At 53.0% G+C, this 16,049-nt stretch carries 10 protein-coding genes and 1 pseudogene; 8 read left to right on the forward strand and 3 right to left on the reverse strand.

Translation table 11 applies throughout. The features are described 5' to 3' along the window. Positions 1–431 precede the first annotated feature (431 nt). The 6 genes from H4O27_RS12345 (at position 432) to H4O27_RS12365 (ending at position 9,951) form a co-directional block, all read left to right on the forward strand. Positions 432–3,383 carry an Rne/Rng family ribonuclease gene (locus H4O27_RS12345; protein ID WP_165009286.1) on the forward strand — a complete coding sequence of 984 codons (2,952 nt, stop codon included), beginning with the start codon at positions 432–434 and terminating at the stop codon, positions 3,381–3,383. Between the two features lie 741 nt (positions 3,384–4,124). Beyond that, positions 4,125–6,260, forward strand: coding sequence for a TonB-dependent siderophore receptor (locus tag H4O27_RS12350; protein WP_165009284.1), 2,136 nt, complete (start codon positions 4,125–4,127; stop codon positions 6,258–6,260). A 310-nt stretch (positions 6,261–6,570) separates the two neighbouring features. Next, positions 6,571–7,776: a tryptophan synthase subunit beta gene (trpB, locus tag H4O27_RS12355; protein ID WP_165009282.1), complete on the forward strand. Its 1,206-nt coding sequence runs from the start codon at positions 6,571–6,573 to the stop codon at positions 7,774–7,776. Between the two features lie 92 nt (positions 7,777–7,868). Next, complete coding sequence (locus H4O27_RS13220) at positions 7,869–8,039, forward strand: dienelactone hydrolase family protein (protein WP_226883406.1); 171 nt, start codon at positions 7,869–7,871, stop codon at positions 8,037–8,039. 12 nt (positions 8,040–8,051) lie between these two features. After that, the gene (locus tag H4O27_RS12360) at positions 8,052–8,597 is read left to right on the forward strand and encodes a dienelactone hydrolase family protein (protein ID WP_226883407.1); all 546 of its coding nucleotides are present in this window, start codon (positions 8,052–8,054) and stop codon (positions 8,595–8,597) included. Between the two features lie 79 nt (positions 8,598–8,676). Beyond that, positions 8,677–9,951, forward strand: a complete 1,275-nt coding sequence (locus H4O27_RS12365; protein WP_165009280.1) for an O-acetylhomoserine aminocarboxypropyltransferase/cysteine synthase family protein — start codon at positions 8,677–8,679, stop codon at positions 9,949–9,951. 93 nt (positions 9,952–10,044) lie between these two features. Here H4O27_RS12365 and H4O27_RS12370 read toward each other — a convergent pair whose 3' ends face one another. Next, a complete protein-coding gene (locus tag H4O27_RS12370) occupies positions 10,045–10,998 on the reverse strand; it encodes a bile acid:sodium symporter family protein (protein WP_165009277.1) in 954 nt (317 codons plus the stop codon). Between the two features lie 324 nt (positions 10,999–11,322). On the opposite strand from H4O27_RS12370, the gene H4O27_RS12375 reads away from it, so the two are divergent. Then, positions 11,323–11,718 carry an MliC family protein gene (locus H4O27_RS12375; protein ID WP_165009275.1) on the forward strand — a complete coding sequence of 132 codons (396 nt, stop codon included), beginning with the start codon at positions 11,323–11,325 and terminating at the stop codon, positions 11,716–11,718. A 102-nt stretch (positions 11,719–11,820) separates the two neighbouring features. Here the strand turns inward: H4O27_RS12375 and H4O27_RS12380 are convergent, their stop codons facing one another. Continuing rightward, positions 11,821–12,045: a GTP cyclohydrolase I FolE2 gene (locus tag H4O27_RS12380; RefSeq protein WP_165009273.1), complete on the reverse strand. Its 225-nt coding sequence runs from the start codon at positions 12,043–12,045 to the stop codon at positions 11,821–11,823. Between the two features lie 183 nt (positions 12,046–12,228). Next, positions 12,229–15,024: a DNA polymerase I gene (gene polA, locus H4O27_RS12385; RefSeq protein ID WP_165009271.1), complete on the reverse strand. Its 2,796-nt coding sequence runs from the start codon at positions 15,022–15,024 to the stop codon at positions 12,229–12,231. Between the two features lie 395 nt (positions 15,025–15,419). On the opposite strand from polA, the pseudogene H4O27_RS12390 reads away from it, so the two are divergent. Then, positions 15,420–15,843, forward strand: a pseudogene (locus tag H4O27_RS12390) (carboxymuconolactone decarboxylase family protein); the annotation flags it as partial. Positions 15,844–16,049: the final 206 nt, after the last annotated feature.

A 16,049-nucleotide genomic window follows, 5' to 3' on the forward strand; every position in this document is an offset into this window, starting at 1 on the left:
TGATTTGCCCATCTCACAGAGCATAAGACGAACGGATTTTCGGGGTTCGCCCGCCGCGCAGCAATCTGAAGAATAACAACAGGCAAACGATGAAGAAGATGACGGCTACCTGATTTATGCGGCTTGATGAGGTTCAATCCGCGCTTAATTTTAGGCCTGGCATACTGAAAAGACGGTATACAGGCGGCGGTATCTTAATTTCATGATACCGAATTGTTCTTTATGACCTTCTTTATCCGAACCCGACCGCACATGACCGTATTTTCCAGGCGGCATGAAACCTTGCGGAAATTCAACTCAAAAACTGATTACATCAGGACAAGCAACCTGCCGGCGCAAGTATTCAAGCCGGCAGCGCGTCCCGCTCGTGAGTGCCGGCCGGCTGCGTGAGGCCGTCTGAAAAGACGGTGCAGCCCAACGAGGTTACTATCATGAAACGTATGTTATTTAATGCAACGCAAGCCGAAGAGCTGCGCGTTGCGATTGTCGATGGCCAAAATCTGCTCGATTTAGACATCGAAACGCTGGGTAAAGAACAGCGTAAAGGCAATATTTACAAAGGGGTGATTACCCGTATCGAGCCGTCGCTGGAAGCGTGTTTCGTGGATTACGGAACCGACCGCCACGGCTTTTTGCCGTTTAAAGAAGTGTCGCGTTCGTATTTCCAAGATTACGAAGGCGGCAGAGCCCGCATTCAAGATGTCTTGAAAGAGGGCATGCAGGTCATCGTTCAGGTTGAAAAAGACGAACGGGGCAACAAAGGCGCAGCGCTCACCACCTTTATCAGTCTGGCCGGACGCTATCTGGTTTTGATGCCGAACAATCCGCGCGGCGGCGGCGTATCGCGCCGTATCGAAGGCGAAGAGCGTCAGGAACTGAAAGCCGCTATGGCGGAATTGGACGTACCGCGCGGCATGAGCCTGATTGCCCGCACCGCCGGTATCGGCCGCAGCGTGGAAGAATTGCAGTGGGATTTCGATTACCTGCTGAAACTGTGGCGTGCCATCGAAGAAGCGGGTGAAGCGCACAAAGATCCGTATTTGCTGTTTATGGAAAGCTCGCTGCTGATTCGTGCCATCCGCGATTATTATCGTCCGGATATCGGCGAGATTTTGGTCGACAATCAAGAAGTGCACGACCAAGTGTCTGAATTCATGAGCTATGTGATGCCGAACAACGTAGGCCGTCTGAAACTTTACGAAGACCATACGCCGTTGTTCTCACGCTTCCAAATCGAACACCAAATCGAAAGTGCATTCTCACGCAGCGTGAGTTTGCCTTCAGGCGGCGCCATCGTGATTGATCACACCGAAGCGCTGGTGTCGATTGACGTCAACTCCGCCCGTGCCACACGCGGCGCCGATATCGAAGACACCGCCTTCAAAACCAATATGGAAGCGGCCGAAGAAGTAGCGCGCCAAATGCGTTTGCGCGACTTGGGCGGCTTGGTGGTCATCGATTTCATCGACATGGAAAACCCGAAACACCAACGCGATGTGGAAAACGTGTTGCGTGATGCGCTGAAAAAAGACCGCGCCCGCGTGCAGATGGGCAAGCTTTCCCGCTTCGGTCTGCTTGAATTGAGCCGCCAACGTCTGAAACCGGCTTTGGGCGAAAGCAGCCATGTGGCCTGTCCGCGCTGCGCCGGTACCGGCGTAATCCGCGGCATTGAATCGACCGCGCTGCACGTGTTGCGCATCATTCAAGAAGAAGCCATGAAAGACAATACCGGCGAAGTGCATGCACAAGTGCCGGTGGATGTGGCGACCTTCCTGTTGAACGAAAAACGCGCCGAGCTGTTTGGCTTGGAAGAGCGTTTGGACGTGTCGGTATTGCTGATTCCGAACATTCATCTGGAAAATCCTCATTACGAAATCAGCCGAATCCGCACCGATGACGTAGAAGAAGATGGTGAACCGAGCTACAAACGCGTGGCGGAGCCTGCGGAAGACGAAAACGCCAAACCGTTCGGCAGCGAGCGTGCCAAAGCTGCCCGCCCTGAACCTGCGGTAAAAGGCGTGCAGCACACACAGCCTGCGCCGACCGCGGCGGGGCAAAAACCGGCCACTTGGTGGGACAACTTCAAAGCCTGGTTGGGCAAAATCTTCGGTGGTTCGGCAATCTCTGCCGAGGCTGAAAGACCGGCGGAAGAGAAGGCAGAAAAACGCCAGGCCAACCGCAACGGCAATAACAACCGCCGTCAGCAAAACCGCCGCCAAAACCCGCGCCGCAACAAGCGTGACGGCAGCAAGGTAGAAGTGCAGGAAGTCAGCGCCAAAGCCAAGGAAACTAAAGCCGTTGACAGCAGAGCCGAAAACAAGGCCGAAACCAAAACAGAAGACAAGGAAAACAACCGCAACCGCCGCGAGCGCAACCGTTCGAATAAAGAAGAACGCAACCAAGCCGCGGCCGCACCGGTTGCCGACCTGACCGATATGCCGTCTGAAGCCGCCGGGCAAGCCGCACCGGCCGCCGGCAAACGCAGCCGCAACAACCGCAATACCAACAAAAACATTGCCGTTGAAACTACTTCAGAAAACGCAATGGCTGAAAATGTTGCAGCGGAAAACGTGGGGGAGGTAGCCGTTGAAACCGCACCGGCTGCTGAGAAGCAGCCACACGAGCGCAACAACCGCAACCAACGCGATCGCAGCAACAACCGCAATCAGCGTGATCGCCGCAGCAACAAAAAACGCAATATTCCGTCTGCCGAGAAAATCGAACATTATCTGAATATCGCCGATTCGGCAGATAAAGTCCGCTTTGCTGTGGCGCATGTGTTTGGCGAAGCCGTGGCACGAGATCCGGTGGCTGTTGCCGTACCGGGTAAGCCTGCGGTAGAGGAGAAAGGCCATGCACCATTAGTGGTAGTGATTCCGGATCCGATTGAAGCGGAAGCCGTGACTTCCGCTATCAAAACCGAAACACCTGAAGCGGAAGCCATCCGTGTGGAAGAAAGCACCGATGACGAACGCGCCATGATCGACAGGGCCGTCGGCAATGTAACCGCTGCCGTGACTTCAGTATTTGCCATTGAAGCGTCTGATGAATTTCTGCCGATGACTGCCGTGCCGGCCGACCAAGAAGCCCAAGCCGTGGCGGTAATGGAAGACGAGCTGATTGCGGCCAAAGCATCCAAAGAAGTCGAAGCGGCGGTGCAAGAAATGGTGGCAAAAGAGCAGGCAGTTGCGGTGAAACCTGCTGATGCCATGCCGCCATTGGGCGACTTGGTGTTTGTCGAAACCAACCCTGATGCTGTTGCCGCCTTGGCTGCCCAAGCGCAACCGGAAAAAGTGTACGGTTTGCGCCGTGCCGATGTGCCGAAAGCGGAAACTGAAAGTGTTGAAGTTGAGATGATTTTGGTGGAAACCCGCAAAGATTGATCAATAAATCTTGGTAAAAGCCCGATGATAGACATCGGGCTTTTTTGTTTTTTCGTCATGGTTAGCAGGTAGAGACTTTTGCAAAGCTTTATAAGCTATCAATAAATATCCGAACGGCCGTCATTCCCGCGCAGGCAGGAATCCATCTTCAACATTTAAGCAACCTATTTTATTCAATAGTTTGCCATAACTAAAAGCGAATACCTTCCTGCGCCGGCTTTTTGAAGGAGTTTTGCAGGTGTAGAAAATCGCCGGGTTGTTTACACTTTTTATGCACAACAGTTTTTGTTTTTTGCCCGAACGATTGTTTTAGGATTTTCGGGTGTTATCAAGAACCATGCCTTTGCCGTGCCTTTCGGCATTCTTGGCAACACTCGAAAATCCACAAACGGGTCTTCAGGCAAAAAAGAAAAAGTGTAAACAACGCTGGGATTTTCCACGCATAAGGCCGTCTGAAAGCCGTTGGGACGGCCTGTTGGCTTTTATATATGATTCAAGCCGATGGATATAGTGGATTCACTTTAAAATAGTACGGCGTTGGTTCGCCTAGCCGTATTATCCAACTGTCTTCGGCTCACCGCCTTGTCCTACTTTTAAAGTGAACCCGCTATAAAAAGCGCATGTGGTATTTTTACCATTTTTATGTAAACAAACAGGCAGCAGTTGCCAGGATAAATTAGCTAAATATAGAATATAACTATTATCATTCATGATAAATCAGTCGATATTCAGGAGAAAAAAATGTTCCGTCACAATCTGACCACCGCAGCCGTGTTGGCTGCTTTATCATCTGTTGCCTTTGCCGCCGAAACTGAGCAGGCGGTAGATTTGGAAACTGTTCATGTTTCCGGCCAGCGTTCTTACAATGCCATCTCAACCGAGAAAGACGGCGAATACAGTTCGTCTGCCGTGACCGTCGGCACCAAAATTCCGGCATCTTTGCGCGATATTCCGCAATCCATCAGCATCTTGACCGACCGGCAAATCAAAGACCGCGATGTCGATACCTTCGACCAATTGGCGCGCCAAACACCGGGTATGCGCGTGTTGGCCAACGACGACGGCCGTTCTTCCGTGTATGCGCGCGGCTATGAATACAGCGAATACAATGTTGACGGTTTATCATCGCCGATGGCCAGTATTTACGGTACCATGCCCAATCTGTTTGCCTTCGACCGCGTGGAGTTGATGCGTGGTCCGAGCGGTTTGTTTGACAGCAGCGGTGAAATGGGCGGGATTGTGAACTTGGTGCGCAAACGTCCGACCAAAGATTTCCAAGCCCACGCCGGTGCGGGCGGCGGTACCAAAAAACAATACAAACTGGAAGGCGATGTATCAGGCCGTCTGAATGCCGATGGCAGCGTGCGCGGTCGTGCCATGGCGCAAACATTCGGTTCATCGCCGAAACCGGCAGAAGACAATAACCATCACGAAACTGTTTATGCCGCGCTGGATTGGGACATCAATCCGAACACCGCCTTCGGTTTGGGCTATCTTTATCAGCAACGCCAAATCACCCCCGACAACGGCTTGCCGACCTACACCGACAAAACCACTTTGCCGGTGACACATGACGTGTTTGTCGGTGCGGATTGGAACGATTTCAACATGAAAAGCCATGATGTGTTTTCCGATTTGAAACACTATTTCGATAACGGCGGCTACGGCAAAATCGGTATGCGCTATGCCGACCGTAAATCGGATTCGAATTATGCTTTCGGCGGCAGCGGCGTGAGTCCGACCAATACCGTCAATGCCACCGGTTTGGGTATTGAAGCCGAGCAAAAAGCTTTCACCATGGATGCCAGCTACAGTCAGCCTTTCGCCATCGGCGGCACGGCCAATGAATTTGTCGTCGGGGCGGATTATAAAACCGTCGATGCCAAGCTGGAACGCGGTCAATATGCGTTGGCGCGCGGCGTGGATTACCGCAATCTGTCATCGGTTGCTTATGTCGATGTGTTGGACAGCGCCCGCAATTTAAACAACGCCACTTATATTACTTCCGACAGCAAAACCCGAGAATTAGGTATATACGGTAAGGTTGTGTTCCGTCCGGTGACCGATTGGTCGGTGATTGCCGGTGGCCGTATCGGCTATTACAAGCAGGACAACAGCGGCACTACCCGCCGCGGCGGCACCACCGCAATTTCCGATTCCAACGGCAACAACACCAAATTCACCGGTTACTTGGGCTCGGTATGGGATGTTTCGGATACCGGCAGCCTGTATGCCAGCTACTCAACTTTGTTCCGCCCGCAATCGGAAACCGGTGAAGACGGCTCGCCGCTGAAGCCGCGCGAAGGCAATCAATTGGAAGTGGGCTACAAAGGCAGCTACCTGAACGACCGCCTGAACACACGCGTCTCGCTGTACCGCTTGCAGGATAAAAACGCGGCGGCCGGCGTTGCCGGCTACGGCTATTCTTTGCCGCTGGCCAAGCGCGTGATGCAGGGGGTTGAAACCGAAATCAGCGGTGCGATTACGCCGAAATGGAATATCCACGCCGGTTACAGCTATTTGAACAGCAAAATCAAAACGCCGTCTTACGCATCAACCAGCGATGATTTGTTCTTCCTGTTTATGCCGAAACACACGGTGAATTTGTGGACGACTTACAAACTCACGCCGGAATTCACCATCGGCGGCGGTGTCAATGCGATGAGCAAGTTTGAGTCGAACCAAAACGTGAAAACCGGCGGCTATGCCACCTTTGACATGATGGCGGCGTATCAAGTGACGCCTAAATTGAAAGTGCAGGTCAATGCCGACAATATTTTCAACCGAAAATACTATGCCCGCGTGGGTACGGCCGCGACGTTTAATATTCCGGGTGCCGAGCGCAGCGTGATGGCGAATGTGCGCTATGATTTCTAATGCGTTAAAATAAAAAAAGGCCGTCTGAAATTTCAGACGGCCTTTTCATTGAACTACTTTATTAAACGATGAATTCAGACGGTTTAAATATCGGTTTCCGGATAAACCGCTTGGATTTGTAAATATTCTTCCAAACCGTATTTGCCGTCGGCCTCACATCAATGCTGATTTTATGATTTTAAACAAATCATTTGCCGGAACCGTCTGAAAACAAATCGCAGGTAAATCGTTTATAATAGAGACGGATTCGCCGTCTCAATACTTTTCAGACGGCCTGAATGAAACAAATAATAGAGGAGATAGCCAAAACATGGCAAAAGAACAGTTAAATCCCATGATCCTGCCGGATTCAGACGGCAATTTCGGTAAACACGGCGGCAAAATCGCCCATCCCGAATTGGCCAAAGCCTTAGAAGAATTAAACACCGCGTTTCACAACATCATCGGCGAAGAAGATTTCATCAACGAAATGAAACGCCTGCAGGCCACTTATGTCGGCCGCCCGAGCCCGATTTACCATGCCAAAAGCCTGTCGCGGCGCGGCGCACAGATTTTCCTGAAGCGTGAAGATTTAAACCACACCGGCGCACATAAAATCAACCACTGTATCGGTGAAGCACTGTTGGCGAAAAAAATGGGCAAAACCAAAGTCATCGCCGAAACCGGCGCGGGGCAACACGGCGTGGCGCTGGCGACCGCTTCGGCTTTGGTCGGCTTGGAATGCGAAATCCACATGGGCGTGGCCGATATTGCCAAAGAGCACCCCAATGTCTCGCGCATGAAGATTTTGGGTGCGAAAATTGTGCCGGTTTCTGCCGGTGCGGGTACGTTGAAAGAGGCGGTGGATTCGGCGTTCGAATCGTATTTATCGCAAATGGATGCTGCTTTGTTCGCCATCGGCTCGGTGGTGGGGCCGGCACCCTATCCGGAAATGGTGGCTTATTTTCAATCGATAGTCGGCCACGAAGCGCGCGAACAGTTTGCCCGACAATACGGCGGCTTGCCCGATGAAGTGGTGGCCTGCGTGGGCGGCGGCTCGAATGCCATCGGCTTGTTCAACGCCTTTATCGACGATGAATCGGTAAATTTAGTCGGCGTCGAACCGGCCGGCGAAGGTTTGGACAAACCCGGCCGCCACGCCGCGACCATGGCCAAAGGCACGTTTGGCAATATTCAAGGCTTTAACTGCTACTATCTGCAAGAAGAAGACGGCACGCCTGCCGCCGTGCATTCCATCGCGTCCGGCTTGGATTATCCGGGCGTGGGGCCGCAACACTGCCTGCTGAAAGACAATGGCCGCGGACGCTACGAATGCGCTACCGACCAAGAATGTTTGGATGCGTTTTTAACCCTGTCGCGCGAAGAGGGCATTATTCCGGCGCTGGAGTCTTCCCATGCTGTTGCCTATGCCTTGCGCCGTGCTGCCGAACTTGGCAGCAGCAAACGTCTGTTGGTGAATTTGTCCGGCCGTGGCGACAAAGACATTGATTATGTGTTGAGTAAAATCGAAGTTTAATGATACTAATAGGCCGTCTGAAATTATTTTTCAGACGGCCTAATCTAACCCAAATCTCACCCAAGTCTAACCATCAGAGAAAGGAAATCCCCATGAGCATTCTCACGCGCATCGTCAGCTATACCGACAGCAGCGGTACCACCCTGCAAAGCCATTTCGCCTATCCGGCACAAGGTGAAAAAGCCGCCGCCGTGTTGGTTGCACCCGAATGGTGGGGCTTGAGCGAACACGCCAAAAACAGCGCCGAACGTTTGGCTGAGTAAGGTTATGCTGCGTTGGCCGCTGATTTATACGGCAATGCCATGCTCACCGAAGATGCTACTGTGGCCGGTGAAAACATGATGAAGCTGGTGAATAATCCGGAATTGCTGGCCGAACGCACACAGCTGGCTTTAGACGCGCTGGCGGCACAAGCCGAAAGCGACGGCGGGCGCTTGGCCGCCATCGGTTTCTGTTTCGGCGGCCGTGTGGTGCTGGAAGCCGCCCGCCGCGGTACGCCGTTGAAAGCGGTGGCCAGTTTCCACGGCGACCTGACCCCTTCCGAACCGGCCGGAAAAGGCACCATCAAAGGCGAATTGTTGATTGAACACGGTGAGTTGGATACCTTGGTGACCATGGAAGGCGTTGAAGCCTTCCGGGCCGAAATGCAAGCTGCCGAAGCCCGTTTCCATATTGACGTGTTCTCCAATGCCAAACACGGCTTCACCAACCCGAAAGCCACTCACAACGGTGAGCGCAACGGCGTGGATTTAGGCTACCAGCAAGAAGCGGCCGAGCAATCATGGCAAAATATGCTGGATTTGTTCAAACGCGTTTTGTAATGATGTTTTAAAATATAGGCCGTCTGAACAAGGCTTTTCAGACGGCCTCAACAATAACGACTTCAAGGAAAAGGAAAACATGAAACGAGAAACCATCGCCCTGCACGCAGGCTATCATTCCGACCCGACCACCAAAGCCGCCGCCGTGCCGATTTACCAAACCACGTCGTACACCTTTGACGACACCCAACACGGCGCAGATTTGTTCAACTTGGCTGTGCCGGGCAACATCTACACCCGCATAATGAATCCGACTACCGCTGTGTTGGAGGAGCGTGTAGCCAAGCTAGAAGGCGGCATCGCCGCATTGGCGGTAGCCAGCGGCATGGCGGCGATTACTTATGCCGTGCAAACTTTGGCGGAAGCGGGCGACAACATCATCACTACTAAAACGCTCTACGGCGGCACCTACAATTTCTTTGCACACAGCCTGCCGCGCCAAGGCATTGAAGTTCGCTTTGTCGATGCCGGCAAACCCGAGCAAATCGCCGTGCTGGCCGATGAGCGCACCAAGCTGGTGTATTGCGAATCCATCGGTAATCCGGCGATTAACGTGGTCGATATCCGAGCCTTCGCCGAAGCCGCCCACGCACAAGGTTTGCCGTTGATGGTGGACAATACCGTGCCGTCTCCGGCTTTGTTCCGCCCGATTGAACACGGTGCCGATATTGTGGTGCAGTCGCTGACCAAATACATCGGCGGCCACGGCACCACCATCGGCGGCGCGATTATCGACGGCGGCCGATTCCAATGGGCAGGCAATCCGCGTTTCGACAAAATTTTCAACCAACCCGACCCGTCTTACCACGGCGTGAACTATACCGAACATTTCGGCGCGGCGGCCTACATTGCCCGTGCCCGCGTGGTGCCGCTTCGCAATACCGGCGCTACCTTGTCGCCGCAAAGCGCTTTTTTACTGCTGCAAGGCTTGGAAACACTCGCCCTGCGCATGGAACGCCATTGCGAAAACGCCGTGAAAGTGGCCGAGTTTCTGCAAAACCACCCGCAAGTGGCGTGGGTCAACTATCCCGCGCTGGCCGACAGCCCGTATAAAGCCTTAATCGACCGCGACTACGGCGGCAAAGCATCGGGCTTGCTCAGCTTCGGCATCAAAGGCGGCCGCGAAGCCGGTGCCAAATTCATCGACGCGCTGCAACTCTTCCTGCGCTTGGTCAACATCGGCGATGCCAAATCACTCGCCACCCATCCGGCCAGCACCACCCACCGCCAGTTAAACGACGAAGAACTCACCGCCGCCGGTGTCGGCGCCGACATGGTGCGTTTGAGCGTGGGCATTGAACACATCGACGATTTGCTGGCCGATTTGTCGCAAGCTTTGGAAGCGGCGAAGTAATGCTTTGAATGGGTTTGAATAAACCGTCAGGCCGTCTGAAACCATATGGTTTCAGACGGCCTTTCTATCGTGGATTCACTATATATCCAAACCTTATTGCGCTTTGCGCTTGTCCCGCCACGCAAACAGGTTGCCCAATACCGTGCCGGATACCGAGTGCCACACGCAGGCGACGGCGGTGACAACGGCGGATTCGGCGTTGGTCGGGAAGAATTTCGCGCTCAAGCCCGTGGCCAAACCGGCGTTTTGTACGCCCACTTCGATCGCCAGCGTGCGTTTTTTCGCCGTGTTCATACCGAACAATGCGCCCGAGTAAAAGCCCAATATATAGCCGATAATGTTGTGCGCCGCAATCGCCAATACCATCACAAACGCCGATTCCATAAAGCGGTGGCCGTGTACCGCCGCCACGCCGCCGACAATACAGGCAAATGCCAAAACCGCTACGCCGGGCATAATGGCGCGTACTTCGGCAAACCAGGCTTGCCGTTCAAACAACATATTGCATACCGAACCGATCACCACCGGCAGCAGCGTTACCAGCAGCATGAATTTAAACATTGCCCAGCCGTCCATTTCTACGGTTTGTCCGACCAAATACATCATCCACAAAGGGGTCATCACCGGTGCCAAAACAGTAGAAACGGTGGTCATGCCGACTGAAAACGCCACGTCGCCTTTAGCCAAAAACGCCATAATGTTGGAAGACACGCCGCCGGGACAAGCACCGACCAACACCAAGCCCAAAGTCAGGCCGGGCGACAGATTGAAGGCTTTGGCAATGCCAATGGCGGCCAGCGGCATAATGGTATATTGCGCGATTGAGCCGACAAAAATATCAAACGGGCGTTGCGCCAAAATACGGTAATCGTCCTTACCCAAAGTCATGCCCATGCCCAGCATGATGATGCCCAACACTAAAATCTGTGTGTCGCCTTTTACCCAAGCAAAGGTGGCCGGTTCGATAAAAGCGGCGATAGAAGCTAAAATAATCACGGGCGCAGTAAATCGCGTCAGTTGGTGGCTGATGGCAGCAAAAATCGACATCTTGTTATCCTTATATAGAAATATAGAAAAATCGGTAAGGTGTTTTTAACAGATTTTTACTGCAGTTAGCAAATCCGTTACCGCAAAATATGCGGCAATTTATCAGATAAGTGCACATAATCTACTGTTTATTAAAATAATATTTCATCAATATACCAACAAAATAAGGCCGTCTGAAACATAATGGTTCAGACGGCCTTACAATTGGCGTTTACAGGCTAATTTTTCAGACGGCCTGATAAATTTTACAGAAAGCTATAGTAGAATGTAGTCCATTAATTATTGGTAATGCATAAGCATACCGCAACTGAAAAGGAGTGTTTTATGAAAACCATCACCGCCGCCGCATTGGCCGCTTCGATTACTCTGCTGGCTGCCTGCGCCCAAAGCGGCAACAGCCACGACAGCCACAACCACCATCATCACGGTGATGGCCGCCACCATCACCATGCCGATATGAGCCAACCGATGACCTTTGAATGCGACAACGGCATGACGGTAAACGTTAAAAACATCGGCCAAGACAAGGTGAAACTCACCGTAGAAAACCGCAGCGCCGTGTTGACCCGAGCTTCCGCCGCTTCCGGCGTACTCTACGCCGGTAACACCGGTCTGTGGGGAATGGGCGCGGAATGGCACCAAAAAGGCAGCGAAGCCCACTTTGAATATACCGGTCCGGACGGTGCCAAAGGCGCAACAGCCTGCTATTACGGCAAATGATTTCAGCGTTTGAATAACGTGTCATCATCATAAAAACACGTTTTCCTAAAAGCCAAAGGCCGTCTGAATCACGTTCGGACGGCCTTTGCCATGGTCTAACCATCAATCTTTATCATTACCGGCCACATCATTGACCACATCTTCCACGAACTGCTCCACCGGATTAATGCCCGACTGCTCGCGAACGATTTGACGTTGCTCATCGGTCAGCGGCTCATATACTTCCGTCGCCGATTCTTCACGTTTGCGGTCTTGTTCGTCAAAACTCTCGTAAGGCTGCGGCTTGACTTTGCTCAAATCCACTTCATCATCTTTAAAAATGCCCATATCTCGCTCCTTTGCGTTATTGTGGGGTATGGATTGAGTGTAAACAAATAGAGGTAGGGTGGCAAGTAAGGACGGGTAAAAGGCCGAGACTTTTGCACAACTCAATTTGCGCCGGCTAATGTCGCGAGATTTTTGAAAAATCTTGAGTTTTTACAAAAATGACGGCCTTTGTTTACCCAATCGTCAATGCGCCTCATCCCAATTTTTCCCCACGCCCACTTCAGCCACCAGCGGCACGTTCAATTCGCCTTTGGCGGCATCGGCCATAATCTCGGGCAGCTTCTGTTTTACCAAATCCAATTCAGACTCCACCACTTCCAGCACCAATTCGTCATGCACCTGCATAATTAGTTTGCTTTGCAGGCCGTCTGAAAGCAGCCATTGGCGCACGTCTTTCATGGCGCGTTTGATGAGATCGGACGCAGTGCCCTGCATTGGGGCATTGATGGCGGCGCGTTCGGCACCGGCGCGGGCGTTGCCGTTTTTACTGTGGATATCGGGCAGGTAGAGTCGGCGGCCGAATTGGGTTTCGACATAGCCCTGCTGCGCGGCTTGTTCTTTGGTGCGCTGCATATAGTCGGCCACGCCCGGATAGCGGGCGAAATAGCGGTCGATAAAGTTTTTCGCCGATACGGCATCGATGCCGAGTGATTTGGCAAGGCCGTATTGACCCATGCCGTAAATCAGGCCAAAGTTGATGGTTTTGGCGTAGCGGCGTTGGTCGTCGGTGACGTTTTCGGGGGCAACGCCGAACACTTCGGCGGCGGTGCGGCGGTGCACGTCTTCGCCGTTTTGGAAGGCTTCGAGCAGGGTTTTGTCTCCGCTCAAATGCGCCATAATCCGCAGCTCGATTTGCGAGTAGTCGGCAGAAACGATTACGCTGCCGGCCGGTGCGTTAAAGGCGCGGCGAATTTTGCGGCCTTCTTCGGTGCGGATGGGGATGTTTTGCAGGTTGGGGTTGTTGCTCGCCAAGCGGCCGGTGATGGCGACGGCTTGGGCGTAGGTGGTGTGCACGCGGCCGGTGCGCAGGTTGACCATTTCCGGCAGCTTGTCGGTGTAGGTGGATTTGAGCTTGGCTAGGCCACGGTTTTCCAAGATGATTTTCGGCAGCGGAAAATCGGCGGCCAGCTGTTCCAGCACGGCTTCGTTGGTCGATACGCCGCCGGATGCGGTTTTTTTCAGGCCTTTGGTCGGAATGCCCATTTTTCCGAACAGGATTTCTTGCAGCTGCTTCGGCGAATTGAGGTTAAACGGCTGGCCGGCGGCTTCGTAGGCTTGCTGTTCCAATTCGAGCAGACGGCGGCCGAGTTCGTGGCTTTGGGCGGCCAATTCGGCTTTGTCGATTTGCACGCCGGTGCGTTCCATCTCGAACAACACCTGCGCCACGGGCAATTCCATGTTTTGATAAATGTCGCGCTGCTTATCGTCCATTTGTCCGGCCAAATGGTTTTCGATGCGCAGGGCAAAATCGGCATCTTGGCAGGCGTATTCGGTGGCTTGTTCCAAGGCGACATCGGCAAATGAAATCGCTTTCGCCCCCTTACCGCATAAGGATTCGTAGGTCACGGTTTCCAAGCCCAGCCAGCGTTCGGCCAGCTCGTCAAGGCCGTGTCCCAAATGGCTTTCGACAATGTAGGAAGCGAGCATGGCATCGCCGCTGATGCCTTGGAGCGCGATGTCGTAATTGGCGAACACGTGTTGGTCGTATTTGAGGTTTTGGCCGATCTTGTGCAGCGTTTCGCTTTCTAGAAAAGGTTTCAGACGGCCTAATACGCCTTCCAAAGCCAATTGGTCGGGCGCGGCGGCCGGCGTGTGGCCGACCGGAATATACGCCGCTTCGCCGGCTGCAAAAGCGATGCTGATGCCGACCAATTGCGCATTCATGGCATCGAGTGAGGTGGTTTCGGTGTCGATGCCGATGGTGTGCGCGGCGGCGAGTTTGCTTAATAATGCGGCAAACAGTGCTTCCGTGGTCACTGCTTGGTAATCCAGCTTGGCCGGTTTTTCGGCTTGGGCAATGATGTGTTCAGACGGCATTTCGGCGGCCAATGCGGCTTGTTCGCCGATGTCGGGATTGCCGAACAAATCATCGCCTTGCGCCGTTTCACGCAAACGCTCTTCCGCTTCTTTCAGCCAGGTGCGGAAGTTGAGGCGTTTGAATTCGACCGCCAATTGCGACCATTTCGGGGGTTGGCGGCGCAGGCTGTCGAGGCCGTCCGAAAGTTCGCCGTGCAAATCCAAATCGGTTTTAATCGTCACCAGTTCGTAAGACAAGGGCAGGCGCGGCAGGGCGGCTTGCAGGTTTTCGCCGGCTTTGCCTTTGATTTCGGCCGCATTGGCCATCACGCCCTCAAGCGAACCGTATTGCTCCAGCCATTTGGCGGCGGTTTTCGGACCGCATTTTTCCACGCCCGGCACGTTATCCACTTTATCGCCCATCAGCGCCAGATAGTCGCGGATTTGGCCGGGGCGCACGCCGAACTTGGCCGCCACGCCTTCGCTGTCAAGCGTTTCGCCGCTCATGGTGTTGACCAGGGTTACTTGCTCGTTGACTAACTGCGCCATGTCTTTGTCGCCGGTGGACACAATCACTTTCATGCCCGCTTCGCCGCCTTGTTGTGCCAATGTGCCAATCACGTCATCCGCTTCCACACCCGGAACCACCAACACCGGCCAGCCCATCAACCGCACCAGTTCCGGCAGCATTTCCGCTTGCGGACGCAAATCATCGGGCATAGGCGGGCGGGTGGCTTTGTAGTCGGCAAACATATCATGGCGGAAGTTTTTGCCTTTGGCATCAAACACCACCGCGCAATAATCGTGAACATGGTCGGCGCGCAGGCGGCGCAGCATGTTCAATACGCCGTACACCGCGCCGGTGGGCGTGCCGTCCGGGGCGGTGAGCGGCGCCATCGCATGGTAGGCGCGGTAGAGATAAGATGAGCCGTCGACTAAAAGCAGGGTTTGGTTTGATGACATGATAAAGCCTTTGCGAAGACGGCACGTGATGAAACAGGCCGTCTGAAATCTAAGAAAATAAAGTGCATTATAAAGGAAAAGGCGGCTTTTTTTGTATATTGCGGCCATGGCCTTGCAAACAGATAAAATAGCCGCATTAACCAATGGAATGTCTGAAAATAGTTTCAGACGGCCTTGTAATAAATAAGCTAATGCAATGACGGGGATTTATAGTGAATCCGCTATAATTTTTAATAAAATCATATATCTGCTGCCGATGCAATTTTGGGTTTAAGCAAACGGCTTTTGGGGCTTTTGCTCTGGGTCCGAATCGGTTGGCATGGTTTGTTTATTTTGATTCGGTTGGGAAAGGAAATCAGCACGGCACGTTTGACCGTACACAATTTGGATACTGCCCCGAAGCTTTGGCATTTTATCAAGAAGCCGGCAAAATGAATGCCGCCAACAGCCTGACCGCAGGCGAAGCGGAAGTGGTGCAAATCATCGCGCCAAAACCAACGAATGCGGCTTCTGCGTGGCCGGCCACGCCAAATTGGCAACCTTGGAAAAACTGATGTCTGAGCAGTTTGTCCAAGCCGCGCGTGTGTTGGATGCGGGCGCATTTGACGATGAGAAATCGTCTGCTCCGGCGGTGTTTACCCGAGTGGCGATGGCGAAAAAAAGTACGGTAGCCGATGCCGGACTGCAAGCCTTCTTTGCTGCCGTTACAACCGGCAGCAAGCCGTTGAAGCGTCGTGCGTGGCTTTGGCGGCTTTGCGTAACTATGCCGGCAATCCGCCGCAAGCCGGCATCAACCCGCAATTGCAAGTATTTGCTTAATGGATTGTTGATTTGAAATAAACAAAGGCCGTCTGAAATATTTCAGACGGCCTTTGTCCTAGGTAGAGATGGAAAAATTTTTTGTCATCCGTGTAAGGTTCTGAATCTCAAGGAGCGGATTATCGGGGCAAGCCCGATAATGGCGGCAGATAGATTTGTGGTTCGAATTGAGTTTTGCCGACAGGCCGTCTGAAATATTTCAGACG

Origin of the sequence: Neisseria yangbaofengii, from assembly GCF_014898075.1 — a bacterium.
In the GTDB taxonomy this organism is placed as follows: Bacteria; Pseudomonadota; Gammaproteobacteria; order Burkholderiales; family Neisseriaceae; genus Neisseria; species Neisseria yangbaofengii.

What these genes read in the sequence shown, in the direction of transcription:
- H4O27_RS12375 (WP_165009275.1), top strand. Translation starts at nt 11,323, where the DNA reads ATGAAAACCATCACCGCCGCCGCATTGGCCGCTTCGATTACTCTGCTG.
- polA (WP_165009271.1), bottom strand. Translation starts at nt 15,024, where the DNA reads ATGTCATCAAACCAAACCCTGCTTTTAGTCGACGGCTCATCTTATCTC.
- H4O27_RS12370 (WP_165009277.1), bottom strand. Translation starts at nt 10,998, where the DNA reads ATGTCGATTTTTGCTGCCATCAGCCACCAACTGACGCGATTTACTGCG.
- H4O27_RS13220 (WP_226883406.1), top strand. Translation starts at nt 7,869, where the DNA reads ATGAGCATTCTCACGCGCATCGTCAGCTATACCGACAGCAGCGGTACC.
- trpB (WP_165009282.1), top strand. Translation starts at nt 6,571, where the DNA reads ATGGCAAAAGAACAGTTAAATCCCATGATCCTGCCGGATTCAGACGGC.
- H4O27_RS12345 (WP_165009286.1), top strand. Translation starts at nt 432, where the DNA reads ATGAAACGTATGTTATTTAATGCAACGCAAGCCGAAGAGCTGCGCGTT.
- H4O27_RS12380 (WP_165009273.1), bottom strand. Translation starts at nt 12,045, where the DNA reads ATGGGCATTTTTAAAGATGATGAAGTGGATTTGAGCAAAGTCAAGCCG.
- H4O27_RS12350 (WP_165009284.1), top strand. Translation starts at nt 4,125, where the DNA reads ATGTTCCGTCACAATCTGACCACCGCAGCCGTGTTGGCTGCTTTATCA.
- H4O27_RS12365 (WP_165009280.1), top strand. Translation starts at nt 8,677, where the DNA reads ATGAAACGAGAAACCATCGCCCTGCACGCAGGCTATCATTCCGACCCG.